General features: G+C 68.1%; 22 protein-coding genes. 11 read left to right on the top strand and 11 right to left on the bottom strand.

The genetic code is table 11. The features are described from left to right. The first annotated feature begins 1 nt into the window (after nucleotide 1). From ACWEF2_RS28840 to ACWEF2_RS28820, 5 genes are all read left to right on the top strand, one after another. Entirely contained in the window at nucleotides 2-664 is a 663-nt protein-coding gene (locus ACWEF2_RS28840; protein WP_453819469.1) for a hypothetical protein, read from the top strand. Beyond that, nucleotides 661-1,749 carry an NlpC/P60 family protein gene (locus ACWEF2_RS28835; protein WP_453819468.1) on the top strand — a complete coding sequence of 363 codons (1,089 nt, stop codon included), beginning with the start codon at nucleotides 661-663 and terminating at the stop codon, nucleotides 1,747-1,749. Before ACWEF2_RS28840 ends, ACWEF2_RS28835 begins: the two co-directional genes overlap by 4 nt. A 14-nt stretch (nucleotides 1,750-1,763) precedes the next feature. Next, nucleotides 1,764-2,156 carry a (deoxy)nucleoside triphosphate pyrophosphohydrolase gene (locus tag ACWEF2_RS28830; protein ID WP_355599531.1) on the top strand — a complete coding sequence of 131 codons (393 nt, stop codon included), beginning with the start codon at nucleotides 1,764-1,766 and terminating at the stop codon, nucleotides 2,154-2,156. A gap of 79 nt (nucleotides 2,157-2,235) precedes the next feature. Beyond that, a complete protein-coding gene (locus ACWEF2_RS28825) occupies nucleotides 2,236-3,693 on the top strand; it encodes a hypothetical protein (RefSeq protein ID WP_453819467.1) in 1,458 nt (485 codons plus the stop codon). A 120-nt stretch (nucleotides 3,694-3,813) separates the two neighbouring features. Further along, entirely contained in the window at nucleotides 3,814-5,124 is a 1,311-nt protein-coding gene (locus ACWEF2_RS28820) for a hypothetical protein (protein ID WP_453819466.1), read from the top strand. A gap of 121 nt (nucleotides 5,125-5,245) precedes the next feature. On the opposite strand, the gene ACWEF2_RS28815 is transcribed toward ACWEF2_RS28820, so the two are convergent. The 9 genes from ACWEF2_RS28815 to ACWEF2_RS28775 all read right to left on the bottom strand — a co-directional run bounded on the left by ACWEF2_RS28815 (nucleotide 5,246) and on the right by ACWEF2_RS28775 (nucleotide 15,343). Continuing rightward, a complete protein-coding gene (locus tag ACWEF2_RS28815; RefSeq protein ID WP_453819465.1) occupies nucleotides 5,246-6,007 on the bottom strand; it encodes a succinate dehydrogenase/fumarate reductase iron-sulfur subunit in 762 nt (253 codons plus the stop codon). Nucleotides 6,008-6,009: 2 nt separating this feature from the next. Continuing rightward, nucleotides 6,010-7,902 (bottom strand): fumarate reductase/succinate dehydrogenase flavoprotein subunit, encoded by a 1,893-nt coding sequence (locus tag ACWEF2_RS28810; RefSeq protein ID WP_453819464.1) that lies wholly within the window; start codon nucleotides 7,900-7,902, stop codon nucleotides 6,010-6,012. 10 nt (nucleotides 7,903-7,912) lie between these two features. Further along, entirely contained in the window at nucleotides 7,913-8,698 is a 786-nt protein-coding gene (locus tag ACWEF2_RS28805; protein ID WP_453819463.1) for a hypothetical protein, read from the bottom strand. A 289-nt stretch (nucleotides 8,699-8,987) separates the two neighbouring features. Then, nucleotides 8,988-9,437, bottom strand: coding sequence for a response regulator (locus ACWEF2_RS28800; RefSeq protein WP_453819462.1), 450 nt, complete (start codon nucleotides 9,435-9,437; stop codon nucleotides 8,988-8,990). Further along, on the bottom strand, nucleotides 9,430-11,016 hold the full coding sequence (locus tag ACWEF2_RS28795; protein WP_453819461.1) for a sensor histidine kinase: 1,587 nt from the start codon (nucleotides 11,014-11,016) through the stop codon (nucleotides 9,430-9,432). Before ACWEF2_RS28795 ends, ACWEF2_RS28800 begins: the two co-directional genes overlap by 8 nt. Then, a complete protein-coding gene (locus ACWEF2_RS28790) occupies nucleotides 11,013-12,167 on the bottom strand; it encodes a PP2C family protein-serine/threonine phosphatase (protein WP_453819460.1) in 1,155 nt (384 codons plus the stop codon). Before ACWEF2_RS28790 ends, ACWEF2_RS28795 begins: the two co-directional genes overlap by 4 nt. A 110-nt stretch (nucleotides 12,168-12,277) precedes the next feature. Beyond that, on the bottom strand, nucleotides 12,278-12,562 hold the full coding sequence (locus tag ACWEF2_RS28785; RefSeq protein WP_453819459.1) for a hypothetical protein: 285 nt from the start codon (nucleotides 12,560-12,562) through the stop codon (nucleotides 12,278-12,280). A gap of 466 nt (nucleotides 12,563-13,028) precedes the next feature. Then, nucleotides 13,029-14,330 (bottom strand): AAA family ATPase, encoded by a 1,302-nt coding sequence (locus tag ACWEF2_RS28780; RefSeq protein ID WP_453819458.1) that lies wholly within the window; start codon nucleotides 14,328-14,330, stop codon nucleotides 13,029-13,031. An 80-nt stretch (nucleotides 14,331-14,410) separates the two neighbouring features. Continuing rightward, nucleotides 14,411-15,343 carry a LysR family transcriptional regulator gene (locus tag ACWEF2_RS28775; RefSeq protein WP_453819457.1) on the bottom strand — a complete coding sequence of 311 codons (933 nt, stop codon included), beginning with the start codon at nucleotides 15,341-15,343 and terminating at the stop codon, nucleotides 14,411-14,413. A 198-nt stretch (nucleotides 15,344-15,541) separates the two neighbouring features. Between ACWEF2_RS28775 and ACWEF2_RS28770 the strand changes: the two genes are divergently transcribed. The 3 genes from ACWEF2_RS28770 (at nucleotide 15,542) to ACWEF2_RS28760 (ending at nucleotide 19,157) form a co-directional block, all read left to right on the top strand. Next, on the top strand, nucleotides 15,542-16,324 hold the full coding sequence (locus ACWEF2_RS28770; RefSeq protein ID WP_453819456.1) for a succinate dehydrogenase cytochrome b subunit: 783 nt from the start codon (nucleotides 15,542-15,544) through the stop codon (nucleotides 16,322-16,324). Nucleotides 16,325-16,382: 58 nt separating this feature from the next. Next, entirely contained in the window at nucleotides 16,383-18,311 is a 1,929-nt protein-coding gene (locus ACWEF2_RS28765) for a fumarate reductase/succinate dehydrogenase flavoprotein subunit (RefSeq protein ID WP_453819455.1), read from the top strand. Between the two features lie 108 nt (nucleotides 18,312-18,419). Beyond that, nucleotides 18,420-19,157: a succinate dehydrogenase/fumarate reductase iron-sulfur subunit gene (locus ACWEF2_RS28760; RefSeq protein WP_453819483.1), complete on the top strand. Its 738-nt coding sequence runs from the start codon at nucleotides 18,420-18,422 to the stop codon at nucleotides 19,155-19,157. 251 nt (nucleotides 19,158-19,408) lie between these two features. Here ACWEF2_RS28760 and ACWEF2_RS28755 read toward each other — a convergent pair whose 3' ends face one another. Next, entirely contained in the window at nucleotides 19,409-19,768 is a 360-nt protein-coding gene (locus ACWEF2_RS28755; protein WP_453819454.1) for an Imm8 family immunity protein, read from the bottom strand. A 1,601-nt stretch (nucleotides 19,769-21,369) separates the two neighbouring features. On the opposite strand from ACWEF2_RS28755, the gene ACWEF2_RS28750 reads away from it, so the two are divergent. Continuing rightward, the gene (locus ACWEF2_RS28750; protein WP_453819453.1) at nucleotides 21,370-21,666 is read left to right on the top strand and encodes a hypothetical protein; all 297 of its coding nucleotides are present in this window, start codon (nucleotides 21,370-21,372) and stop codon (nucleotides 21,664-21,666) included. Nucleotides 21,667-21,695: 29 nt separating this feature from the next. Here ACWEF2_RS28750 and ACWEF2_RS28745 read toward each other — a convergent pair whose 3' ends face one another. Beyond that, a complete protein-coding gene (locus ACWEF2_RS28745) occupies nucleotides 21,696-23,069 on the bottom strand; it encodes a helix-turn-helix domain-containing protein (RefSeq protein ID WP_453819452.1) in 1,374 nt (457 codons plus the stop codon). A gap of 147 nt (nucleotides 23,070-23,216) precedes the next feature. Between ACWEF2_RS28745 and ACWEF2_RS28740 the strand changes: the two genes are divergently transcribed. Both ACWEF2_RS28740 and ACWEF2_RS28735 read left to right on the top strand, forming a co-directional pair. Next, nucleotides 23,217-23,432: a hypothetical protein gene (locus ACWEF2_RS28740; protein WP_453819451.1), complete on the top strand. Its 216-nt coding sequence runs from the start codon at nucleotides 23,217-23,219 to the stop codon at nucleotides 23,430-23,432. Next, a complete protein-coding gene (locus ACWEF2_RS28735; protein ID WP_453819450.1) occupies nucleotides 23,429-23,938 on the top strand; it encodes a hypothetical protein in 510 nt (169 codons plus the stop codon). Before ACWEF2_RS28740 ends, ACWEF2_RS28735 begins: the two co-directional genes overlap by 4 nt. Nucleotides 23,939-24,042 lie beyond the last annotated feature (104 nt).

Here is a 24,042-nt window from a genome sequence, read left to right as displayed (position 1 = left end):
GATGATCGAGGGGGGCAACCGCAGGGGATTCGTCTTCGCGGTGCTGGTCGTGATGCTCGCCGCGGTCGGCGTCTACCTGACCATGTGGCCGGACTCCGACGGCGGGAAGAGGCCCGGGAGCGGTTCGGCGCCGAGCCGTACGGCGTCGGGGGCGAGGGTGAGCGCCGAACCTGAGCGTCCACGGGCGACGGCCAGCAACGCCCCCTTCGACGTCTACTCCTACCTGCCGATGACCAGGCAGGAGCTGGCCGCCGCCGCCGACTACGCGCAGCGGTTCACCGCCGAGTACGGCACCTTCGGCTACGACGAGGAGCCGGCGGCCTACGGCGACCGGCTCAAGGGGTACACCACGGACGAGTTCGCCGGGGTGCTGCTGCGCACGATCACCTCGCCGGGCACGGTCGAGGCGAACCGGGCCGACCAGGTCGTCTCCGTCGGGACGGCGAAGGTGAAGAAGATCCGGCAGATCGAGGACGCCTCGGTGGTGTTCGTGGTCACCGGGACCCAGAAGGTCACCGCCAAGACCGGGGTGAAGGAGCGGATCGAGGACTACGCCGTGACCCTCATCGAGGTCGGTGCCGACTGGCGGGTCCACGACCTGCAACCGGCCGACTCCGGCCAGGACGGAGACGACCAGTCCGCGCAGACCGGCGCGCCCGGATGACGGGCGACCGGAAGGTCTACGTCGCGCTGGCCGTCGCCCTGGCGGGCCTCTGCCTGCTCACGATGGTCATGGCGCCGATGATGATGGTCAGCGCCATCCCGTCCTTCACCGGGCTGAGGCTGCCCGACTGTGAGGACAAGACCCGGCTTGTCGCCGACGAGTCGGACACCGCGAGCTCCGACATCCCGCCGGACTATCTCAAGCTGTACCGGAGGCACGCGGAGAAGATCGGCGTGCAGTGGAATGTGCTGGCCGCGATCGGCAAGAGGGAGACCGACCACGGGCGCTCGACGCTGCCCGGGGTCGGCAGCGGCACCAACTACGCCGGGGCCGCCGGGCCGATGCAGTTCCTGATCAGTACCTGGGGCGGCAAGGCGAAGATCAAGATTCCGTCGAAGTTCAACGGCTACGCCTCCGACGGGGACGGCGACGGGTGGGCGGACGTCTACAACCCCGCGGACGCCATCCTGGGCGCGGCGAAGATGCTCAAGCGCAACGGCGCGCCCGAGCAGGTGCGGCGGTCGCTGTTCGTCTACAACCGGGCCTGGTGGTACGTCGACCAGGTCATGGAGATCGCCGGAAGGTACGCCAGGGACGGCGCGGTCGGGGTGCCGCCGCAGGCGGACGCGGCCTGTGACGATCCGCTGCTGGAGGCGGCGCCCTCGGGTACGGTGGCCGGGATCCTGCAGTACGCCCTCGCCCAGCGGGGCAAGCCGTACCTGTGGGGCGGCACGGGGCCGGACGCCTACGACTGCTCGGGGATCATCTACATGGCTTACCGGAGCGTCGGCCTGACCATCCCGCGCACCACCTTCGGGCAGTGGCCCTTCGGGGTGAAGGTCCCCGACGGTGAGGAGCAGGCGGGCGACCTGGTCTTCTTCAACGCCGGTCCGGGCACCGGGGTGGACCGTCCGGGCCATGTGGGCATGGTGGTCTCGCCGGGCACCATGGTCGAGGCCAGATGCCGCCTCTGCGGACCGATCAAGGTCACTTCCTACAGAGAACGCACCAGTATCGTGGGTTTCACCCGGCCGTTGCAGAATCCCCAGATCCTGGCGCAGCTCAAATTGAAGGAGCAGGGCTGACACAATCGGGTCCCATGAACAAGGTCGTTGTGGGAGCCGCGATCGTCGACGGCGACGGCAGGCTGCTCGCCGCCCAGCGCGCCGACCCGCCCGAACTCGCCGGTGGCTGGGAGTTTCCCGGGGGGAAGGTCGACCCCGGTGAGGACGATCGCACGGCGCTGATCCGGGAGTGCAAGGAGGAACTCGGCGTCCTGGTCGAGGCGGGGGAGCAGGTCGGCGGCGACTGGCCGCTGGCCGGTGGCTACGTGCTCCGGGTCTGGCTGGCGGAGATCGTGGAGGGGGAGCCGGAGGCCAGGGAGCACCTTGACCTGCGCTGGCTGACCGCGGACGAGCTGTACGACGTGGAGTGGCTCCCCGCCGACCTGCCGATCGTGCGGGCCGTACAAGGCCGGCTCGACGAGGGTTGATCGGCTACGTGCTGTGACATAAAAGCACTGGACGTGTTGTTGTTGTCGCGTGTCCGTATCGGGGGATCGGAGAAATGCGGTGACCGGATGGTGGCGGCGTGCCCGGGTCGTGTCGGCTGTGGGGGCGGGAACGCTCGTTCTGGGTGGGGGATCGGCGGTCTACGCGATCGAGACGGGTGAGTCCGTCGCCGCGCCGTCGGACGTGTCGGGCGTGTCGGGCGTGTCGGGCGCGGAGGATCTCAACTCCCGGTCACGATGGGTCCGCACCGGTGACGTGATCCGGTTCCGGGTGTGGCTGCGCGGGCCGGGGAGCGACGCGCGGCTGGTGGTCGTGACGACACCCGCCGGGGCGTTCAGGGGCATCGACTGTCCCGCGCCGGGGGGTGACCGTGAGCCGGTCCGGATCGAGCGGCGGATGTGCCCCGTGGGCGAGGTGGGGGCGCGCAGGCCGGTGGACGTGCTGCTCGCCGTGCCCGAGGACGACCAGGACATCGAGTTGACCGCCGTGGCGCGGATGTTCACGCCCGAGGGCGAGTGGACGACCCAGACGGCCCGGACCAGGATCGAGGCCCCGGTGGCCCTGGCCGTGCAGGCGGCCGGGGCCGCCGCGCGGGAGAAGGCGCCGGGAACGCCGGATTCGCCGGGAACGGTGGGAACGGTGGGAACGGCGGAGGCCGCGGAGGTGGGGCGGGCCGGGCGGGCGCTCACGGCGAGGGGTACGGAGGTGCCGGGGCTGGAGGCCGACCTGGTGCCGACGCCGGCTCCCGGCGTGTTCCCCGAGGCCCCGGGGACGGTTCCCGCGGACTCCCGGACGTCTGCCGGAGTTCCCGCGGGTCCGGGGGCGGCCGGTACGGGCTCGGGGGGACCGGCGACAGGTACGCCGACGCCGGGCGCGGCTGAGCCGTTCTCGTCGCTGAGCCCGTCGGTGCGTGAGGTTCTGGAGGTCCCGGGGGTGCTGCGAGACCTCGGGGTCGTGGGGGAGCCCGAGGCGCATGCCGTACCGCCGGTTCCGCGGCCGGAGGCGGTCCCGGCGGCCTCGGGGTCCACGGTGCCGGAGGGTGGCGCGGTGCCGGAGCCCCAGATCGGGGAGCCGGAGTCGGCCGTGTGGCCCGACTCTCCGCCGCTCAGGCCGCTCAAGCCGCTCAAGGGCCGGAAGTCGTCCCGTCCTCCGGCTGCCGGGCCGGTCGCCGGGACGGCACCCGCGGCCCCGGTGGCGCCTCCCGCCCCGGCGGGGCTGGCCGAGGCCGGGCAGATGCCTCAGCTCTGGAACGACCCCAACCTGAGGATGCCGCTCGCCGCGCCCACCCCGATCGTGTCGCCGCCTCCTCCGCCCGTGGCGGACTCTCAGCCTCCGGGCGCGCCGCTTCCCCGTGATGTGGACGGGCCGGGGCCGGAGACCACGCCGGTCGCCCTGTCAGGCCCGTTCCTGGCGGGGGCGCGGGGGCTTCCGGCGGTGGGGGCGGCGGTGGGCGGTCTTCTCGGCCTGCTCTGGTTGCAGGCGAGGATTCAGCGTCGGCGTGGACCTCGCCCTGTGTAATAAAAAGGGCTTTGCTGTTAGTTTTACCCAACTAGTATTTCCTTGACTGACTCAGCGTGCAGAGGAAATTCTCGGAGGGCATCCGTGACACGATCCCGGCGTGCGGCAGCTGTCTCCGCCGTGTTCATGTCCTTGGGGCTGTGCGGTGCGGTGGTGTTCGCCTCCGGGCCGTTCACCGCCCCCAACTCGGCCGACGCCGCCCAGATGGCCGCGGTGAATCCCACCGAGATCCCGGGGTGTGACGTCGACCCCGCGGGCCCGTGCGAGACGGTGACGGAGGAGCCCAACCCGGTCGTCACCGTCACGGTCACCGCCGACACGTCGCCTCCGGTGCCGCAGAAGACGGTGACCACCACGGTCACCGTGCCTCCGGCGACCTCTCCCGCCAAGCCCAAGCCCCCGAAGGTCAAGCCTCCGAAGGTGACGGTTCCGGAGACGTCGGCGCCCGTGGTGGTCCCGCTGCCGACCTCGGCTCCCGTCATCCAGCCTTCCGCGGTGGTCCCGGAGCCGACGCCCACGGAGCAGGATCCGGTCTTCCCCAGCACCGAGCAGGTTCCCTCGCAGCTCTCCACCGCCCCGGCCGAGCCGACCTCGGTCGCCACGTTCGACGACCCCACCGCCGCCTCGGTGCCCTACGAGATCCGCAACGCGGGTTCCGGGTTCAACGCCCCCGAGCTGAGCCGTCAGCTCGGTATCCCGGCGCTGATCCTGGTGCTGCTGGTGCTGTTCGGTGTGCTGATCTTCGAAGGCAGGCTCCGCCGCCTGGCCCACGCCTCCGCCGTACGGCGGGCCGGCCCCCGAGCCCCCGGGCAGCGCGACTTCGTGGGCCCGATGGGATACCCGGCCGGTCCCGGCTACGTGCCCGCGCCGGGTTTCCCGCCCACGGTCTACCAGAACGGTACGGCCTACGCCCCGATCATCAGCTTCGTCCCCATGCAGATGTATCCGGCGACCCCGGAGGACTACTCACCCGAGCAGTACCCCCAGTCGTACGAGCAGCCGACGGCCCACATCCCGGGGCAGGACGACGCCCCGCACCCCTTCACCGGCCCCTTCCCGCGGAGTTCCGAGGGTTTCCCCGGCGAGGCGTTCCCGCAGGAGCCGCCGCTTTCCGGCGGTCAGGGGGCGGAGCCGTTCGACTACTTCGGCGGCCGCTCCGGGACGGCCGCGCCGGAGCGGCCGGGGCTCCGGGATGACGGCGTGGCGCAGCAGGGGGTCGGCGAATTCCCGGGGGCGCCGTTCCCCCAGGAGCCGCCGCGCGGCGGCCGGGGACCGTTCGCGGTGGGGGGCCGGTCCGGGAGTGAGGCGCCGTTCTCCGGGCCGCAGCCCTCTCCGCCCGGGGCCGCCGAGCTCAACGAGACGGCGGTCTATCCGCTGCCGGGCCAGAAGGACGGCAGGAGGAAACGCGGTCTCTTCCGCCGTTCCAGGTGATCCTCCGCTCCGGGGGGCCGTGCCGGTTCTCCGGGCGAGACACGCCGGACGCGCCGACCACCCCGCCGGACGCGAAGGCGCCGGTCACGTGGACACGTGACCGGCGCCGTGGGGCGGGGGGTCAGCTCTTCGCGCCGGAGCGCTTGAAGATCTTGTTGCCCAGCCAGACCAGCGGGTCGTACTTGCGGTCGACGACGCGCTCCTTCATCGGGATCAGCGCGTTGTCGGTGATCTTGATGTGCTCGGGGCAGACCTCGGTGCAGCACTTGGTGATGTTGCAGTAGCCCAGGCCGTGCTCCTCCTGCGCGGAGTCCTTACGGTCGGCCACGTCGTAGGGGTGCATGTCCAGCTCGGCGATCCGCATCAGGAAGCGCGGACCGGCGAAGCCGGCCTTGTTCTCCTCGTGGTCGCGGATCACGTGGCAGACGTTGTTGCACATGAAGCACTCGATGCACTTGCGGAACTCCTGGGACCGCTCGACGTCGATCTGCTCCATGCGGTACTCGCCCGGCTTAACGTTGTCCGGAGGGGTGAAGGACGGGATCTCCCGGGCCTTCTGGTAGTTGAACGACACGTCCGTGACCAGGTCCTTGATCACCGGGAACGTCCGCATGGGCGTCACAGTGATCGTCTCGTCCTCCGTGAAGGTGGACATCCGGGTCATGCAGCCGAGCTTCGGCCTGCCGTTGATCTCCATAGAGCACGAGCCGCACTTGCCGGCCTTGCAGTTCCAGCGGACCGCGAGGTCGGGGGCCTGGGTGGCCTGGAGCCGGTGAATGATGTCGAGGACGACCTCGCCCTCGTTCACCTCGACGGTGAAGTCCTCAAGACCTCCCTCGCCGCCCTCGCCCCGCCACACACGGAACTTCGCCTTGTAACTCATGGTCACTCCTTGACCAACGCGTCGAAGTCGGCCAGTTCTTCATCGGTGATGTACTTCTCCAGCTCGCCCCGGTCGAACAGCTTGATCAGGTCGTCGCGCATGGGGGACTGCGCCCTCTCCTTGACCGTCACACCGGAGCCGTCCGGGGAGAGGCCGCAGAGCAGGATCTTGCGCCGCCACTGGGCGGACATGCCCGGGAAGTCGTCACGGGTGTGACCGCCGCGGCTCTCCTCACGGAGCAGGGCCGCCTTGGCCACGCACTCGGAGACCAGGAGCATGTTGCGCAGGTCGAGGGCGAGGTGCCAGCCGGGGTTGTAGATCCGGTTGCCGGTCGCGCCGACCCCCTCCGCCCGCTCCGCGAGCTTGTTCACGCTCTCCAGCGCCTCGGTGACCTCCTCGGACTTGCGGATGATGCCCACGAGCTCGTTCATCGTCCGCTGCAGCTCGTGGTGGACCTGGTAGGGGTTCTCGCCGGAGCGCCTCAAGGGGGCCAGCGCCTCCGCCTCGGCGGCGGACACGGAGTCGGCGGAGATCTTCGGCCGGGCGGTGAGCCCGTTCACGTACGCGGCGGCTCCGGCGCCCGCGCGGCGGCCGAACACCAGCAGGTCGGAGAGCGAGTTGCCGCCGAGCCGGTTGGAGCCGTGCATGCCGCCGGAGACCTCGCCGGCCGCGAACAGGCCGGGGACGTCCGCCGCGCCGGTGTCGGCGTCCACCTCGACGCCGCCCATGATGTAGTGGCAGGTCGGGCCGACCTGCATGGGCTCCTTGGTGATGTCGACGTCGGCCAGCTCCTTGAACTGGTGGTACATCGACGGCAGCCGCCTGACGATCTCGGCGGCCGGGAGCCGGCTGGAGACGTCCAGGTAGACGCCGCCCTGGGGGGATCCGCGACCGGCCTTCACCTCGGAGTTGATGGCCCTGGCGACCTCGTCACGGGGGAGCAGCTCCGGCGGGCGGCGGTTGTTGGCCTGGTCGGTGTACCACCGGTCGCCCTCCTCCTCGGTGGTGGCGTACTTGTCCTTGAACACCTCGGGGATGTAGTCGAACATGAAGCGCCTGCCCTCGGAGTTCCGCAGCACCCCGCCGTCGCCTCGGACGGACTCGGTGACGAGGATGCCGCGGACCGAGGGGGGCCAGACCATCCCGGTCGGGTGGAACTGGATGAACTCCATGTTGATCAGCTTCGCCCCGGCCAGCAGCGCCAGCGCGTGGCCGTCCCCGGTGTACTCCCAGGAGTTGGAGGTCACCACGTAGGACTTGCCGATCCCGCCCGTGGCCAGCACCACCGCGGGGGCGTCGAAGAGGACGAACGCGCCGTTCTCCCGCCAGTAGCCGAAGGCCCCGGAGATGGCGTCGCCGTCCTTCAGCAGGCGGGTCACCGTACATTCCTGGAAGACCTTGATGTACGCCTCGGCGTCGCCGTGCAGCTTCTCGTCCTCCTGCTGGAGCGCGACGACGCGTTGCTGCAGGGTGCGGATCAGTTCCAGGCCGGTACGGTCTCCGACGTGGGCCAGCCGGGGGTACTCGTGCCCGCCGAAGTTACGCTGGCTGATCTTGCCGTCCTTGGTGCGGTCGAACAGCGCGCCCCACGCCTCCAGCTCCCAGACCCGGTCGGGGGCCTCCTTGGCGTGCAGCTCGGCCATCCGCCAGTTGTTGAGGAACTTGCCGCCCCGCATGGTGTCTCGGAAGTGCACCATCCAGTTGTCGCTGCTGTTGACGTTGCCCATGGCCGCCGCCGCGCCGCCCTCGGCCATGACCGTGTGCGCCTTGCCGAACAGCGACTTGCAGATGATCGCCGTCCGCTTTCCCTGCTGGCGGGCTTCGATGGCCGCCCGCAGCCCTGCTCCGCCGGCGCCGATGACGACGACGTCGTATTCGTGACGCTCGATTTCCACTGGGTGATCCTTATGCGAACGGGAAGTTGACGATGCCCTTGGCGACGAGTCTCACGTAGAGGTCGGCTCCCATGACGGTGAACATCGAGATCAGCGCGAGCTCCTGGTGCTTGGCGTTGAGCTTGGAGACGAAGCCCCACGCCCGGTACCGGACCGGGTGCTTGGAGAAGTGGTTCAGACGTCCGGCCGTGATGTGACGGCAGGAGTGGCACGACAGCGTGTACAGGTTGATGAAGACGGCGTTGACCACCAGGATCCACGTCCCGAGGCCCAGCGGCTTGTCGACGAACGCCAGCACCGCGTCGTAGGCGAGGATCAGGCCGATCACGATCGCCGCGTAGAAGAAGTAGCGGTGGACGTTCTGCAGAATCAGCGGGAAGCGGGACTCACCGGTGTACTTGCTGTGCGGCTCGCTGACACCGCACGCCGGCGGCGACAGCCAGAAGCCGCGGTAGTACGCCTTGCGGTAGTAGTAACAGGTGAACCGGAAACCGGCCGGAAGTCCCAGGATCAGCAGTCCCGGCGGCAGGGTGTACCAGTCACCGAACGGTGCGAAGCCGAACAGCCGCGCCCCCTCCGGGCAACTCGTCGCCAGACACGGGGAGGAGAACGGGGCGTTGTAAGGAGGCACGAAGTAACTCGCGTCGAAGATCGCCCACGTGGCGTAGACGAGGAACGCTGTAAAGATGATGAAGGTGACCAGTGGATAACGCCACCACTGGTCGGTCCGCAGCGTACGCGCCTTGATCTGCGCGCGCTGCCTTCTGGCCGGACTGTCGGCCGTTGTCTGGGTCATCGGAGACCTCTCCACCTCCCACGGACCCTGCTCGCCAAAGGGGTCCGGGTAGTTTCAGTTGTGCCGCGCGCCGGGCCATGGTCGCGCCGGCTCACCGTGCGCGCGCGTATTGGTGGGGATACGTTACGACGCGGCTACCCGTTCATGTGAGAAGGGTCACTCACATTTTCACCGACCAGGTGTGATTCCTGTCACGTTGGTCAGGCAGGAATTACGGATCCGCTATGTTTTGCCAGGTGGAGGGGGGTGTAAGGAGATCTTCGGTCATGGGCTCCGGCCGTCGGGTCTGTCAGTACGGCTGGCCTGAACTGGGCAGTTTGACCACCGTCACGAAGAAGTCGTCGATCCGCCTGACCACGTTGATGAACTGATCGAAGTCCACCGGCTTGGAGACGTAGGCGTTGGCGTGCAGGTGGTAGCTGCGCAGGATGTCCTCCTCGGCCTCCGAGGTGGTCAGCACGACCACCGGGATGCCGCGCAGTTCCTCGTCCCCCTTGATGTCCTGGAGCACCTCCCGGCCGTCCTTGCGGGGCAGGTTGAGGTCCAGCAGGATCAGGTCGGGGCGGGGGGCCTCGGCGTACTCGCCCTCCCTGCGGAGGAAGGCCATGGCCTGCTCGCCGTCGTTGACGACGTGCAGCTTGTTCCTGACCTTGTTGAGCTCGAACGCCTCCCGCGTCAGCAGGATGTCACCCGGGTCGTCCTCGACCAGGAGCACGTCGATCCAGCGCAGGTCATTCATCCGTCTCTCCAAGGGGAAGGGTCCAGCGGAAGGTCGTTCCCGGCTGCTCGGGCTCGCCGTTCTCCACCCAGATCCGGCCACCGTGGTACTCGACGATCTTTTTGCAGAGCGCCAGCCCGATGCCGGTGCCCGCGTAGGCGTCCCGCCCGTGCAGCCGCTGGAATATCAGGAAGATTCGATCAGTGTATTTGCTCTCGATGCCTATCCCGTTGTCGGAGCAGGAGAACTCCCACACGTCCCCGTCGCGCCGTACCCCTATGTGGATCCGCGGCGGCTCCTGGGAGCGGAACTTGACCGCGTTGCCGACGAGGTTCTGGAAGAGCTGGGTGAGCTGGACCCGGCTGCCGCGCACCGTGGGCAGCTCGTCGAAGGTCACCGTCGCCCCGGACTCCTCGATCGGCACGGCGAGGTTGCTCAGCGCCGCCCGCAGGGGAAGGTGGGTGTCGACCGAGGTCCGCTCGCCGCCGAGCCTGCCGACCCGGGAGAAGTCGAGCAGGTCGTTGATCAGAAGCTGCATGCGCTTGGCGCCGTCCACCGAGAAGGCGATGTACTGCTTGGCCCGCTCGTCCAGCCGGTCGCCGTAGCGCTGCTCCAGCATCTGGGTGAAACTGGCCACCTTGCGCAGCGGCTCCTGCAGGTCGTGGCTGGCCACGTAGGCGAACTGCTCCAGCTCGCCGTTGGAGCGCCGCAGCTCCGCCGCCTGCTCCTCCAGCCTGCCCTGCGTCTCGGAGGCCCGGCGCCACTCGGTGAGGATGCGGCGGCGCATGGCGTCCACGTGGCCGGAGAGCTCGGCCAGCTCGGAGGGGTGCTCGACCTTGAGCCTGTGGTCGAAGTCCCCCTGGGCGACCGCGCGGACCTGTTCGTTCAGCTCGGCCAGCGGGCGCAGTACGGCGTACCGCACGATGAGCGTGGCGCAGATCAGGGCCAGGAGCAGCGCCACGGTCACCCCGCCGAGCGCGAGGTAGAACGCCTCCCAGCCCCGCTCCAGCCGTTCGCCGCCCTTGGCGTGCAGCCGGTTGAGGTGGTCCTCCAGCGCGGTGAGCGCCTGGCGGATCTCGGCGAACCTGGCGGCGTTGACGGGCGCGTTCCGCCGGTTACTGGCCTCGGTCCCCTCGGTCGGCACGGAGGCGATGAGCTTCTCCGCGTAGTCGCGCCGCCAGGACTCTCCCGCTGTCCTCAGCCGGGCGACCTCGGCGCCGACGGCCTGAGCCTCCGGCATCCGGGGCAGCAGCGCGTCGAGCGCGGTCAGCGCGGCGGCCTCCGCGACGACCGCGTCCCGGTAGCCCTGGAGGGAGGCCGCCTCGTTGGTCCTGCCGTACGCCCGCACCGAACTCTCCTGCGCGGTCAGCGCGTTGGAGATCTCCAGGGCGCGCAGCGCTGCGGGGTCGACGACGTTCACCACGTCGACCCCGGCCGCGCGCGTCTCCTCCATGGAGGTGATCGTGAAGAGGGCGGCGACCGCGAACAGCAGGACGACGACCGTCCCGGTGAACAGGAACCACTGTCCCAGCCGTAGTTTTCCGAAGCCGGTGGCGGGGGCCGGGGCCGGCAGGGGACGTAGACGGTCGCGATGGCTCAACGTTTCCCTCCGCGTGAGACGTGCACGGTGGCCAGGTCGTCGCTGAGCGAGTCGCCGTTGAGCTCGATCACCCGCTTGATCAGCCGGTCGAGGTGCACCCCGCCGTGCTCGTGGACCAGGGAGAGCAGCCCCTCGGTGCCGAGCAGGTCGGGCCCGCCGCCCACGGTGGCCTCGATCAGGCCGTCGGTGTAGAGCAGCAGGGACCAGTCGTGCCCCAGCGGCACCTCGATCTGCGACCAGCTCACGTCCTGGAAGATGCCCAGCGGCGGCCCGGACGGGGTGCCCGGCACCACGCCGATCACACCGTCGCGGATCAGCAGGGGTGGCGGGTGGCCGACCACGTGCATCCGCGCGTGGCTGAGCGCGGGATCGATCGTGGCGATGCAGAGCGTCGTGAAGATCTCCGCGGACTTGCGTTCCAGGCGGAGCACCGAGTCGAGGACCCGCAGCAGCTCGTTGCCGGTGTGCCCGGCCAGCACCAGGGCCCGCCAGGCGATCCGGAGCGCGACCCCCAGGGCGGCCTCGTCGGGGCCGTGCCCGCACACGTCGCCCACCACCACGTGCACGGCGCCGTCGGGGCTCTGCACGGTGTCCCAGAAGTCGCCGGCGAGCAGCGCGCGCTGCCGTCCGGGCAGGTAGCGGGCCTGATGCTCCAGCTCACCCGTCTCAAGCAGCGGGACCGGCAGCAGCCCGCGTTCGAGGCGGGAGTTCTCCTTGGTGAGCAGTTCGGCCTCGACCAGCCTGCGCTGGGCCAGGTCGGCGCGCTTGCGCTCCATCGAGTAGCGGACCGCCCGCACCAGCAGCCGGGCCTCCACGTCCTGCTTGACCAGGAAGTCCTGGGCGCCCGCCGCCACGGCCTCCGTGCCCACGTGGGTGTCGTTCAGCCCGGTCAGCACGATCACCGCGGCGTGCGGTGCCATCGACAGCACCTGCTCCAGCGCTTCGAGGCCGGTCGCGTCCGGCAGGGAGAGGTCGACGAGCACACACTGCACGTCCTCGGTCAGCCGCTTTCGGCCCTCCTCCAGACTGCGCGCCCAGATGATCTCCGGGGGGTTGTCCGCCTCGCCGAGCAGCTCCTCCACAAGGAAGGCATCGCCCGCGTCGTCCTCGATCAGCAGGAGCGTGAGCGTTTCATGGGGAGGGGCGGTCAATGACGCCTCTTCGTGGAGTCGGGGGATCCTATTAACGCTATGCAGAATAGTGTGACACCAGGACGTATAAGACAGTGATCGGCTTGCCGGGCACCGCCCGGTTATGTCCCTCAGTCGTCCGGTGTGACCGATCTCCTTCCGGAGGTGCCACTCCACGGGATGGGGACGGCGAAACCGGTGCGAAGGATCTCAAGAATGTCTCCGTCCAGGATCACGGCTGCCCCGGGTGAGTCCAGCACGCGCACCATCGCGTACAGCACGTCGGCGTGCGGCTGCCGCAGCAGTGCCTGTGCCTGGCCGTGCGCCCGCTGGTGCTCGCCTCGCGTGAGGAGCCTCGCGTAACCCCGGAGCATGTCCTGGCAGCGCTGGAAGCCGTCCTGGCGTGCTCGCTCCAACTGCCAGCGATCCAGCCGGAAGGTCCTGATGGTCGCCTCCCCCTTGGGGGTCCTCGCCCGGTGCTGAGGATGAGCTGGAGGTGATCTCCGGGGTCTTCGACGGAGGGGTCGACGAGCAGACACGCACCGGTCAGCGGGTCGCATGGATACTCGGCGCGCTTGGCATTGCTGTTGCAGTAGTCACAGGCCAGAAAGTGGTTGAGCCAGTCGAAGGCGCGCAGCGGGGCCAGCTTGATCGGTTCGAAGTGGTCGATCGCGGTGCCGAGACTGTCTCCGCAGTACATGCACCGTTCTATCCCGGCTGCCATGGGTTGCAGTCGCGCACGCAGGGCCGACCGTTCGGCGGTGGCGTTCTTCCAGCGACGGCGGGCCGCGGTCACGGTCACCGAACGGGAACGGAGGTGATCGGTGTGGTCGCGGAGCCTGTCGGTCAGCTCCGTGGGAAGACACGGGCGCACCAGCGGGATCACGAATCGGACCCGAGGGACTGAGATACCTCCCGTACCCGGGTGGACGGCGAACTGACGAGTTCCTCGCTGAGCCGCCGGTAGTCGTCGACGTCCGCCGGTGTCGCGGTCCCGTCTAGCACCTTGACCTCCAGGTCACCGAGGTCCTCGCGGAGCTCGTCCGCGCGCGAGGAGTACGGGGAGTCCACGCCGAACAGCTCGGTCACGATGGCGTCGTCGCCGCTGCCGTACACGATGCGGCGGTAGAGCTCCTCGTCCACGACACCCGGGGAGGCGTGCTCGTCCGGTCCCGGCAGCCGGATGAGGCCACCGGGGCTCGCGCTCTGGCAGATGTAGGGGCTGTGGGTGGTGACGATGAACTGGACCATCGGGAAGTGTGTCTTCAGCCACTCACCGATCTTCTGCTGCCAGCTCACATGAAGATGCGCGTCCACCTCGTCGATCAGTACGACCCCGGGGTAGGCGAGGGTCGGACGCCCGCCTCGGTTTTCGACGGTGAGCGTTCCGTACGCCACGTGCATCTGCCGCACGATGTCGAGCACGAGGGCGGTGACCGCGCGATACCCGTCGCTCATGTCACGCAGTGGTCTGCGCACGTTGTCACGGTGGACCCAGAGGCCGTCCGAATCCACCCGCATGATTTTGAATCCGTCGGGAAGGAGACCGTCTCCGAGCAGGGCGAGCACGGAGTCGAGAAGCTCCTTCGCCCCTGGACGCCCCTCCAACTGGAAAAGACGGCGCTCGACAAGCCAGCTCACGCTTTCGAACAGGGTGGCGTCCTCGTCGAAGAGTGTTCCGGTGGCCTGATGACCCGACCTGAGCGTGGAGCCTCCCCGGCCCATCTCGGCGACTGACAGTCTGCGGAACGGCCCGTACCCGGAGAGGAACCATCCCCCTCGCGGTTTGCGCAGCCAGAGACCGTCGATGCGGGGGTCGTCTCCCCGCCAGAGGCCGAGACCGTCGGGCGTCCAGCGCAGGGCGGCGGGGATGGGAGTGTCCGGCCGCGTGACGGTGAACGGGTCGCCGTGATCGAACTCCAGGTCGTAGCGGAACTCACAGCGGACGCTCGCCGTCGTGGGTTCGGCCGGGGATCCTCCCCAGCGATCGATGGCCACCCCGATGCGCGGGCCCGCGGAGGTCAGGGCGACGGCCTGCAGGAGCGTGCTCTTGCCGGAGCCGTTCCGGCCCGCCAGCACAGTCCAACCGGCGTATGAACCGTCGGGCCGGGTGAAGTCGAGGTTGACCTCTCGTGGACCGGAGAAACCACGCACGCCGGAGATCTTCAGATTCGCGACGTACACGTCATGCCCCTACCGTCCGCCTGTGTGAACCGCATCGCCGTGCGCCCAACTCTAGACGCGGGGCCAGGCCGATGTCCTGGTCACTCCGGAGGGATCAGTTCCAGGCCCTCGGGAAGGCTACCGTCGTGGGCGGCCTCGGCCAGGAAGAACAGCAGGGTGTCGCGGAAGGCGTGGGCGGCGCGGGTGGGCTCGACGTCCTTGCGGTGGGCGATGGCGATGGTGCGGTGCAGTCCGGGCGGCGCCAGCGGCGTCCCGGTCAGTCCCGGGCGGCCGTCCAGGACCATCGAGGGGACCAGCGCGATGCCCAGCCCGGCCTCCACGAAGCGCAGCACCGCGTCCATCTCCCCGCCCTCCACGGCCAGCCTGGGCTCGAATCCGGCCTGGCGGCAGGCGCCGAGCATGGCCTCCCGCAGGTCGTAGCCGCGCCGGAACATCACCATCGGCCGGCCGCGCAGCTCCTCGATCCGCAGATACGGCCCGCGCACCCGTGAGGAGGACGGGGAGACCACGACCAGGTTCTCCCGCAGGATCTCCTCGGTGACCAGGGCGGGGTCGTCGTTCTGCAGCGGCATGATGATCAATGCCAGGTCAAGCTGGCCCCGGGCGAGGGCGCGGACCAGGTCGCGGGAGCCGCCCTCCTCGACGAACAGTTCGATGCCGGGGTAGTCGCCGTGGAACCTGGCCAGCGCGTCGGCCATCAGCCCGGCGCAGACCGAGGGCGTGGCGCCCAGCCGGACCCGGCCCCGGCGCAGCCCGGCCAGCTCGCCGACCTCCCGCCGGGCGGTCTCGGCGTCGGCCAGCATCCGGCGGGCCAGCGGCAGCAGCGCCTCCCCGGCGGCGGTGAGGGTGACGTTTCCCCGGGCGCGGCTGAACAGCGGCGCGCCGAGGTCCGTCTCCAGGGCCTTGATCTGCTTGCTCAGCGACGGCTGCGCGACGCGCATCCGCTCGGCGGCCTGGGTGAAGTGACGGGCCTCGGCCACCGCCACGAAGTAGGCCAGTTGCTGGAGCTGCACGTTTCCCTAGCGTACGGCGGTGCCGGTGGCGGATCCGGGGCGCCCCCCGGTCTTGCGAGATCATGTGAGGTTGCTCGCACCCGCGGTGACCGCGCCGGGGTGAAAGACCCGCAGACGCAGAGATGATAGCCGGAGGCTATGGAAACGACATCCACGATGACTTGGACGAGGGGAAAGCCCGGTGCCTAGCGTCACAGGGTGACTGCCACGATTGAGCGCGGTTCCGCCACCGCGCGGGTTGACCATGCCGGGGGCACCCCCCCGAAGACCGTCAAGACTCGGACGCCCGGGAAATCCGGGAGGTCCGGCGGGTTCCTGGGCTCGTCCAACGGGAAAAAGGCGGTGATGGCCGTCACGGGCGCCGTTCTGGTGCTCTTCCTCGTCGGTCACATGGCCGGCAACCTCAAGAGCTTCTTCGGCGCCGGGTCCTTCAACGCCTACGCCGACTTCCTGCGGACCATGGGCGAGCCGATCCTTCCGCGCCGGGTCCTGCTGAGCCTGGTCGAGGTCGTCCTGGCCGTGGCGGTCGGGCTGCACATGTGGTCGGCGATCTCACTGGCCCGGCGGGCGAACAGGGCCCGCCCGGTCAAGTACGCGGCCAGGCGCAGGTCCCGGGCCGGCGGCTACGCCACGCACATCATGCGCTGGGGCGGCGTCACCATCCTGCTCTTCGTGATCTGGCACCTGCTGGACCTCACGTTCGGCGTGGTCAACCCGGCCGGCTGGAACGGCACGCCGTACGACCGGCTGGTCCAGGGCTTCGAGCCGTCGCGCTGGTGGGTCACGCTCTTCTACGTGGTCGCCGTCGTCATGGTCGGCCTGCACCTGCGGCACGGCCTGTGGAGCGCGTTCCAGACGCTCGGCCTGGCCGGGGCCCGGAGTTACCGCCCGCTGAAGGCCGTCGCCGCGGTGGTCTCCACGGTGCTGGTGCTCGGCTTCCTCGCGGTGCCCCTCGCGGTCACGGCCGGAGTGATCAGGTGAGCGGGGCGCGCGTGACCGGGCGGATCTTCCACATGGTGAATGGAGCGGTGAGCGGACGATGACCACGAACTACACCGAAGGCGACCCGATCCGCGACACCAAGGCCCCGGAGGGGCCGATCGAGGACCGCTGGGAGAAGCGGAAGTTCGCCGCCAAGCTGGTCAACCCGGCCAACAAGCGCAAGCTCAACGTCATCGTGGTCGGCACCGGCCTCGCGGGCGGTTCGGCCGCCGCGACCCTCGGCGAGCTGGGCTACAACGTCACGTCGTTCTGCTACCAGGACTCGCCCCGCCGCGCCCACTCCATCGCGGCCCAGGGCGGCATCAACGCGGCCAAGAACTACCGCGGTGACGGCGACTCGATCTACCGGCTGTTCTACGACACCGTCAAGGGCGGCGACTTCCGCGCCCGCGAGTCGAACGTCTACCGGCTGGCCCAGGTCAGTGTGAACATCATCGACCAGGCGGTCGCCCAGGGCGTGCCGTTCGCCCGCGAGTACGGCGGCCTGCTCGACACGCGCTCCTTCGGCGGCGCGCAGGTCTCCCGGACCTTCTACGCCAGGGGCCAGACGGGGCAGCAGCTGCTGCTCGGCGCCTACCAGGCGCTGGAGCGGCAGATCGCGGCCGGGACCGTGAAGATGCACACCCGCCACGAGATGCTCGACCTGATCGTCTCCGACGGCCGGGCTCGGGGCGTCATCGTCCGAGACATGGTCACCGGCAAGATCGAGCGGCACCTGGCCGACGCGGTCGTACTGGCCACCGGTGGCTACGGCAACGTGTTCTTCCTGTCCACCAACGCCAAGGGCTGCAACACCACGGCGATCTGGCGTGCGCACCGGCGCGGCGCGATGTTCGCCAACCCCTGCTACACGCAGATCCACCCGACCTGCATCCCGGTCAGCGGCGACTACCAGTCCAAGCTGACCCTCATGTCGGAGTCGCTCCGCAACGACGGCCGCGTGTGGGTGCCGGTCAAGGCGGGCGACGACCGGCCGGTGGCACAGATCCCCGAGGAGGAGCGCGACTACTACCTGGAGCGCGTCTACCCGGCCTTCGGCAACCTGGTCCCACGGGACATCGCCTCCCGCGCGGCCAAGAACGTCTGCGACGAGGGCCGGGGCGTCGGCCCCGGAGGCCTGGGCGTCTACCTCGACTTCGCCGACGCGATCCGCCGCCTGGGCCGCGAGGCGGTGGAGAAGAAGTACGGCAACCTCTTCGAGATGTACGAGCGCATCACCGGCGAGGACCCGTACACCCAGCCGATGCGCATCTACCCCGCCGTGCACTACACGATGGGCGGCCTGTGGGTGGACTACGACCTGCAGTCGACCATCCCCGGCCTGTTCGTGATCGGCGAGGCCAACTTCTCCGACCACGGCGCCAACCGCCTCGGCGCGTCCGCGCTGATGCAGGGGCTGGCCGACGGCTACTTCGTGCTGCCGACCACGATCGGCGACTACCTCGCGGACGGTCCCTACGGGGAGGTCGACGAGAAGGCCGTGGCCGAGGCCGAGATCAAGGTGCGCAGGAAGATCGACAGGCTGCTGTCGAACAACGGCACCCGTACCGCCGACTCCTACCACCGTGAGCTGGGCAGGCTCATGTGGGACTACTGCGGCATGGAGCGCACCGAACAGTCGCTGCGCAAGGCCCTGGAGCGGATTCCCGAACTGCGCGAGGAGTTCTGGAAGAACGTGAAGGTCTCCGGTGAGGCCGACGAGCTCAACCAGGCGCTGGAGCGTGCCGGCCGGGTGGGCGACTTCTTCGACCTGGCCGAGCTCATGTGCGTCGACGCGCTGCACCGCACCGAGTCGTGCGGCGGCCACTTCCGCGCCGAGTCGCAGGACGCCGACGGCGAGGCCCTCCGCGACGACGAGCACTTCGCCTACGTCGCCGCCTGGGAGTACGGCGAGCAGGGCCCGGTCCTGCACCGGGAGGACCTCGACTACCAGTACGTCACGATGAGCCAGCGGAGCTACAAGTGAGCGCGCCCGAGGCAGTGCCCGAGACGGTGGGCGAGACGGTGGGCGGGGCGGCCCACGAGGGACGAGCGGTCCGCGCGGCGAACGAGGAGCGGTAGGCGAACCATGGGGATGAACCTCACACTCAAGGTCTGGCGGCAGAAGAGCCCTCAGGACAACGGCCGCATGGTCACCTACCGGGTGGAGGACGTGTCGCCCGACATGTCCTTCCTGGAGATGCTCGACGTGCTCAACGAGCGTCTCATCCTGGAGGGTGACGAGCCGGTCGCCTTCGATCACGACTGCCGCGAGGGCATCTGCGGCATGTGCGGCATGGTCATCAACGGGGTGGCGCACGGCGAGCAGGTGGCCACCACCACCTGCCAGCTCCACATGCGGCACTTCGAGGACGGAGCGGTCATCACCATCGAGCCGTGGCGCGCCGCGCCCTTCCCGGTGGTCAAGGACCTGGTCGTGGACCGTTCGGCGTTCGACCGGATCATCCAGGCGGGCGGCTTCGTCTCCGTCCCGGCCGGATCGGCCCCCGACGCGCACAGCGTCCCGGTGAAGAAGGACGACGCGGACGACGCGTTCGACGCGGCGACCTGCATCGGCTGCGGCGCCTGTGTCGCGGCCTGCCCCAACGGGTCGGCCTCCCTCTTCACCGCGGCCAAGATCACCCACCTCGGCCTGCTCCCGCAGGGGCAGCCCGAGCGCGACTCCCGTGCCAGGGCCATGGTCGAGCAGATGGACACCGAGGGCTTCGGCGGCTGCACCAACACCGGAGAGTGCACCGCGGTCTGCCCCAAGGGCATCCCGCTGGACACCATCGCCCAGATGAACCGCGACTACCTCAGGGCGTCCAAGTAGGTTGAACCTGGGCGAGTTGCTGTTCGCAGTGGGGGCAGCCGGAAAAGCCGCAAATTTCAACCAGATATCTCGGCTGGGCCTGGGACATCAGACCCAGCCGAGACGGGCGACGACCGGCGGCTTGTAAGCCGCCGGTCGTCGCCCGTTGGTATCGCCTGTCGCTGAGGAGTCATATCGCTGGGACGGCTCGGCGGGGGAGCGGAAACTGGCCGACAGCCGACTTGTTACGTCTTACCCGAAGATTATGATCGTCAGTTCTGGTGATCATAGTCTTCGAACTCCCAGCGCCCCAGGCGACCTACCTTGGTGGCCAGTTCCACCCAGGTCGGTTCGTCCACCACTCTAACTCTTTGTCGAATGTAGGACTCGATTCGATCCCTGTTGAAGCTTGAGACGATTATACGGTGGTGTCCGTCGATGACACCGGAGTCGGCCGTCTCGCGCTCCAGGAAGGATGGAGTGCAGATCAGCAAATCAAAGGATTCGCTGTTGTCCCCGCCGACGGGGCCGACGAATGCCTGAAGAAGTACCTCGAAACACTTCGGGTTATCGGGGGTCTGGGATTCCCAGTCGAAGTCGGGGCTGTGGAAGTATTTTACCTCGGCCCTCACTGCTATTCCTTAATGTGTAGACGGCCGTTCAAGAAGTCCAATTGCTGGATGCTCGTATTCACGCGATATCTTCAACCGCCGGCCTTCTGATCGAGCTTCGAACGGCACTGCGGCTCAGGCAGTCGAATACGGCCGTTTTGGTTGCGCGTGGACTTCTAGAGTACACCTGGTCGGCAGAACCAACCACGAGTGGAAATACGGCATGGAATATAATCGGATCTGAGTCGTCGCTCGTCGATGAGCTTCTGATTTTAGAGCTGACTTTTTCTCGCATGCAAATCTTCGCCTTAGAGCGGAATGCGTCGAGTTCTACGCCGGTAACGTGGCCGATCTGGACGCTTCGCCGCCGGATTATACCCAGGAGGATGAGCATGCGATCCAAAGTGAACCAGCGAGGTGGAGGTCCATTTTTCAGCCAACGCAAATTGCATCCCACGGAAATTTAAAGAAGTAATCCGTAGCGGCAGGCCGCAGGGCGTGGACAGGGCCTGGATGTTGCCGCCTCCTCGCGGAGAAGCTGGACCTCGCGGCGCAGCCGGGCCGGCTCGTCTTTTTCGGCCAGGGTCAGGCCATCGGCGCGGCGGCCGTCGTCAAGGTCGGCCCGGCGCACCCAGACACGGGATCGACTGCGCGGAGGGCTCGAACTCCTTGGTGAGCTCTTCCGGCGAGCGTGCCGCGCGCACCGGTCCATCTGCCGGCGAGACTCCGGCGGATGGTTGTTCGGCACAGTGAACTCCTTCTTCCAGGAACCAGGGTTCCTCAGAGGTCAGGTGTCCACCAAACCGGGTCAACTCCAGCCAAAGAGGGCCGGGGGAGTCAACAACGTGTTAGTTGGGACCCGCGCCGGACTCCAGGGCGAAGAACTGGCACCCGCTGAAGACCTCAACCACGAGCGATCGGCCGGCTACCCAATACTTTTCTAAGTCGCGCACAACGGCAACCGGATAGATACTGGAGGGATGCGCGCCCGAAAGGTTATCTTCGTTCTGACGTTGGGTGTGGTCGCCTGTACCCCCAGCACCCATCCGACGAGGCATGAAAACGCCACCTCGGCATCGTCCCCGCCCACAGCCTCTGCGACTGTCAAGTGTGAAGTAGCGGTTGGTGGAGAACAAGCACCCCCTGCCGGATTTGAAATCGTTGGCGGTGCGGTAGCACTACCAACGAACCGGGCTCGGCCAGAGGCATTGCAAGCCGCCGAGGCAAAGCTCCCTGATGGGAAGAAGGGATTGTTCGCGAAACAAGGGCTGCTTGTGCGGCGGGGTGAACTTGTCGAGCTGATCGTTCCGAAGAATCTTCGGGATCGGTTTTGGATGGAATGGGGCAGTCTGGGGCCGCCAGGCGACCATGTGGTTGTGGATCGCTGCAACGCAGACGAAGAATGGTTGGCATTCACGGGTGGCTACACCGTCCGGCGTGCTGCCTGTCTTCCGGTAGATGTTCGAGTCGGGAACGGTGAGCCGCAACAAGTACGCATCGGTATCGGAGCACCGTGTCCGGGACAGCAACCCGCGCCCCGGCGTTGACTGGAGTTCCGTCCGTGAAGTGGCAGGCCGCAGGCATCGTGGGTCTATCACTTGGCCGCGGACGTAGGCGGAGAGTTGAGCTGGTCCGGCCTGCCGCGGAGTCAGATCGGTGATGCCGTAGCAGACTTCCTTGCTGTGACGTATGCCGTCCAGGCCGCCTCGATGGCGCAGGGTGCGGAAGACCTGAGCGGCATGGGGGAAATCGATGTCGCAGGCCGGGGCAGTGCGAAGGATGCGGTGCTCGGCGCGGGTGTGTCCGCGGTCGAACTCGCGGTGGGTAACGGTGGTGAAGTCGGTATCAGAGCCGGTCAGTGCGGTGATGGCGGCGGCGTGCAGGGTGGGCTGGTTGGTTTTGACGATCCTGACCTGTGAACGACGGGCTTGCGCCCGTCGTTCACAGGTCAGGCCATCCCGTCGCCTGTTGTTAAGGCGCGCAACTCTCGGGCAGCGGGCAGAGTCCGAGCCTCCCGGGGCAGGGCATCGATGATCTGGCCGAGAATCCGACGGCGTGACGCGCTGAAATGCCATCCCTCGGCGGCCGCAGTCGCGATATCGAGGCTGGTGGTCACATCCCGATCATGTGCGAGACCCAGAGCGTGAATCAGTCTGAGATCGGCGATGTCTCCATGAAAATCTGCCGGGCAGAGGGCCAACGCCTGCTCTACCGTGTTTGACGCTCTGGCCGTGTCCCCGACAAGAGCGGAGGGATATGCCTGACTCCAGTGCATTCTTCGTTCGGAAAAGCTCCAGAGCGGTGATTCCTGGCACACATCAGGGATCACCTCATACACCTGGCTGAGGTCACCCAGCGCGATCCGAGTAGTCTCAGTATCGCCGTTGGAGGCCGCCACAAAGGCCCGTGCGCTGAACGCCCGCGCCAGGCTCGTGGTCGGCACTCCATCAGCGATTTGTATGGCGTCGTCGACCAGTCGGGCCACGATTGGCCCTGGCCGTCCCGACCAGAAGGCGTATGTCGCTTCGCGGGCACGCACCCATACTCTTAGTTCACGATCCTTCGACGCGTCGGCGGCCCGGCGAGCCAGTTTCCACGAGCGCAGTGAGGCGTTCTTCTCGCCGATGTCGCTGAACTCCATCCCCAGAAGCGCCGCGAGCTGCGCGCTGATTCGCAGCAACCCCGTACGCGTGTCTGGAGACCGGCTGTTCGTGAGAAGCCGGGAGATCTCGACGAAGTCGGCGGTGGCACCGCTGATCAGACTGCCGGGGGGCCGGGTCACGTAGAGGAAGCCGTACTCGAAGACGGATTCCTCCCAATCTTCCAGGTCGGCGCCGTCGCGCCCGCCTATGGAGTGCTCCGTGCGCGAGAAGATCGTTTCTAGGGCGCCCGCCGGAATGGCGGCACCGGAGCTCAGGGCGGCGAGAAGTTGCAGAAGGGCACGACGCTCCATGTTGTCGCCATCCTCATAAAACGGGTGATTCTCCTCAGATGTACTGCTAGGTGAATACCCTAACTCCGAGATCGCAAGCAGCGCATCATGGCGAGCCGTCAGATTGTGGAGCGCGACGAGAACGCCGTCGGCATCGTATACGTGATCAAGCTTCTGGATCATGTCGGCCGGTACCGGGCGCTCCCCGCGCTCCCACTTCGCCAGGTGAGAGAAGTTCACATTCAGTTCTTCGGCCGCCTTGCGCAGACCTATCTTGCGATCATTCTCCCGCCACCGGCGCATAACCGCACCAAATACGAAGTTGGGGTCGATCGGCTTTCCTTGCTGCGCACCCATCGCTTCCTCGCGATCGTGGTCAAACGTGGCCACGCTGTGACCACGAAAGTATCTTTCTGTCAGCTCCCGACTACATCCACTATGGCACTGCCATAGGGCCAACGGCTCTGTAAATAACGGACCCGCCCGGCGCTTACGACGTCCGGACGGGCCCTCAACCGGACAATGGAGGTCCGATCTGTGGACGATGCTAGAGCCAAAACGCTCAACCCGGTGATTCCGGGTTGGCAGGTGTTTCTCAGTGACAGGGGCCGTTTCTGGGCTAGTCGGCGGGAGCCGTTCTCCCTGGAGGCGTTCCACGCCGGGGCCGAGCGGACGGTGGACGCCGACACCTTCGAGCAGTTGCGGGCCGAGACCGCCCGTCAGGAGGAGACGGCCGAGGTGGTGAACGCATGATGTGGCGCCGCGACCCCCGCGACTCTCACCTCTCCGGCACTTCGGGCCGTCACCGCGCGGGGCAGGTCCACACCGCCGTGGTGCACCGCCGGTTGTGGGACGGCCCGGCCCGCGCCCAGGCCGAACGACTCGCCCAGGCGTGGCCGAGCTGGACCGTCCTGTACGGCGTCGGCAGCCGACGCTTCTACGCCCTGGCCACCTGGCCGACCTCCGAACCGCTGATGGTCGACGCCACCACCGGCGAGGAGCTGGAGAGGCGGATGTATGAGGCGGTCATGACCGTGACCGCCCGCCGCGAGACCCCCCTCACAGCCCCGGCCACTCCGACCGCTTCGGCCACTCCGGCGCTCCCGGCCGCTTCGGCGCCCCCGAGACCTTCGGCATCCTCGCCTCTCCCGATGCCCCTGGCGTCCTCGTCTTCCCCGAGCAGGCGCGGCGGCGTTCCTTCCCCGGCAGCCGTCGCCGCGTCCCACCACCCCCGCCACCCCTACCGGGACGCGGCCTAAAACCGGCGCGACGGCGCGCAGGCCCCCGTAGCGCGCCGTCGGCGCCCGCGCCGGCGGTCACCAGAATGTAGTGGAGACAGATGTTAATACCAAACCTAATAACT

It is taken from the genome of Streptosporangium sp. NPDC004631, from assembly GCF_053601935.1.
Note: the sequence above shows the minus strand (reverse complement) of the source record. Positions and strands in the feature narration are given on the sequence as shown.

Excerpts from the sequence above, each read along its gene's own strand:
- ACWEF2_RS28835 (WP_453819468.1), top strand. The coding sequence starts at position 661 with ATGACGGGCGACCGGAAGGTCTACGTCGCGCTGGCCGTCGCCCTGGCG.
- ACWEF2_RS28815 (WP_453819465.1), bottom strand. The coding sequence starts at position 6,007 with ATGAGTTACAAGGCGAAGTTCCGTGTGTGGCGGGGCGAGGGCGGCGAG.
- ACWEF2_RS28840 (WP_453819469.1), top strand. The coding sequence starts at position 2 with ATGATCGAGGGGGGCAACCGCAGGGGATTCGTCTTCGCGGTGCTGGTC.
- ACWEF2_RS28765 (WP_453819455.1), top strand. The coding sequence starts at position 16,383 with ATGACCACGAACTACACCGAAGGCGACCCGATCCGCGACACCAAGGCC.
- ACWEF2_RS28805 (WP_453819463.1), bottom strand. The coding sequence starts at position 8,698 with ATGACCCAGACAACGGCCGACAGTCCGGCCAGAAGGCAGCGCGCGCAG.
- ACWEF2_RS28760 (WP_453819483.1), top strand. The coding sequence starts at position 18,420 with ATGAACCTCACACTCAAGGTCTGGCGGCAGAAGAGCCCTCAGGACAAC.
- ACWEF2_RS28735 (WP_453819450.1), top strand. The coding sequence starts at position 23,429 with ATGATGTGGCGCCGCGACCCCCGCGACTCTCACCTCTCCGGCACTTCG.
- ACWEF2_RS28830 (WP_355599531.1), top strand. The coding sequence starts at position 1,764 with ATGAACAAGGTCGTTGTGGGAGCCGCGATCGTCGACGGCGACGGCAGG.
- ACWEF2_RS28800 (WP_453819462.1), bottom strand. The coding sequence starts at position 9,437 with ATGAATGACCTGCGCTGGATCGACGTGCTCCTGGTCGAGGACGACCCG.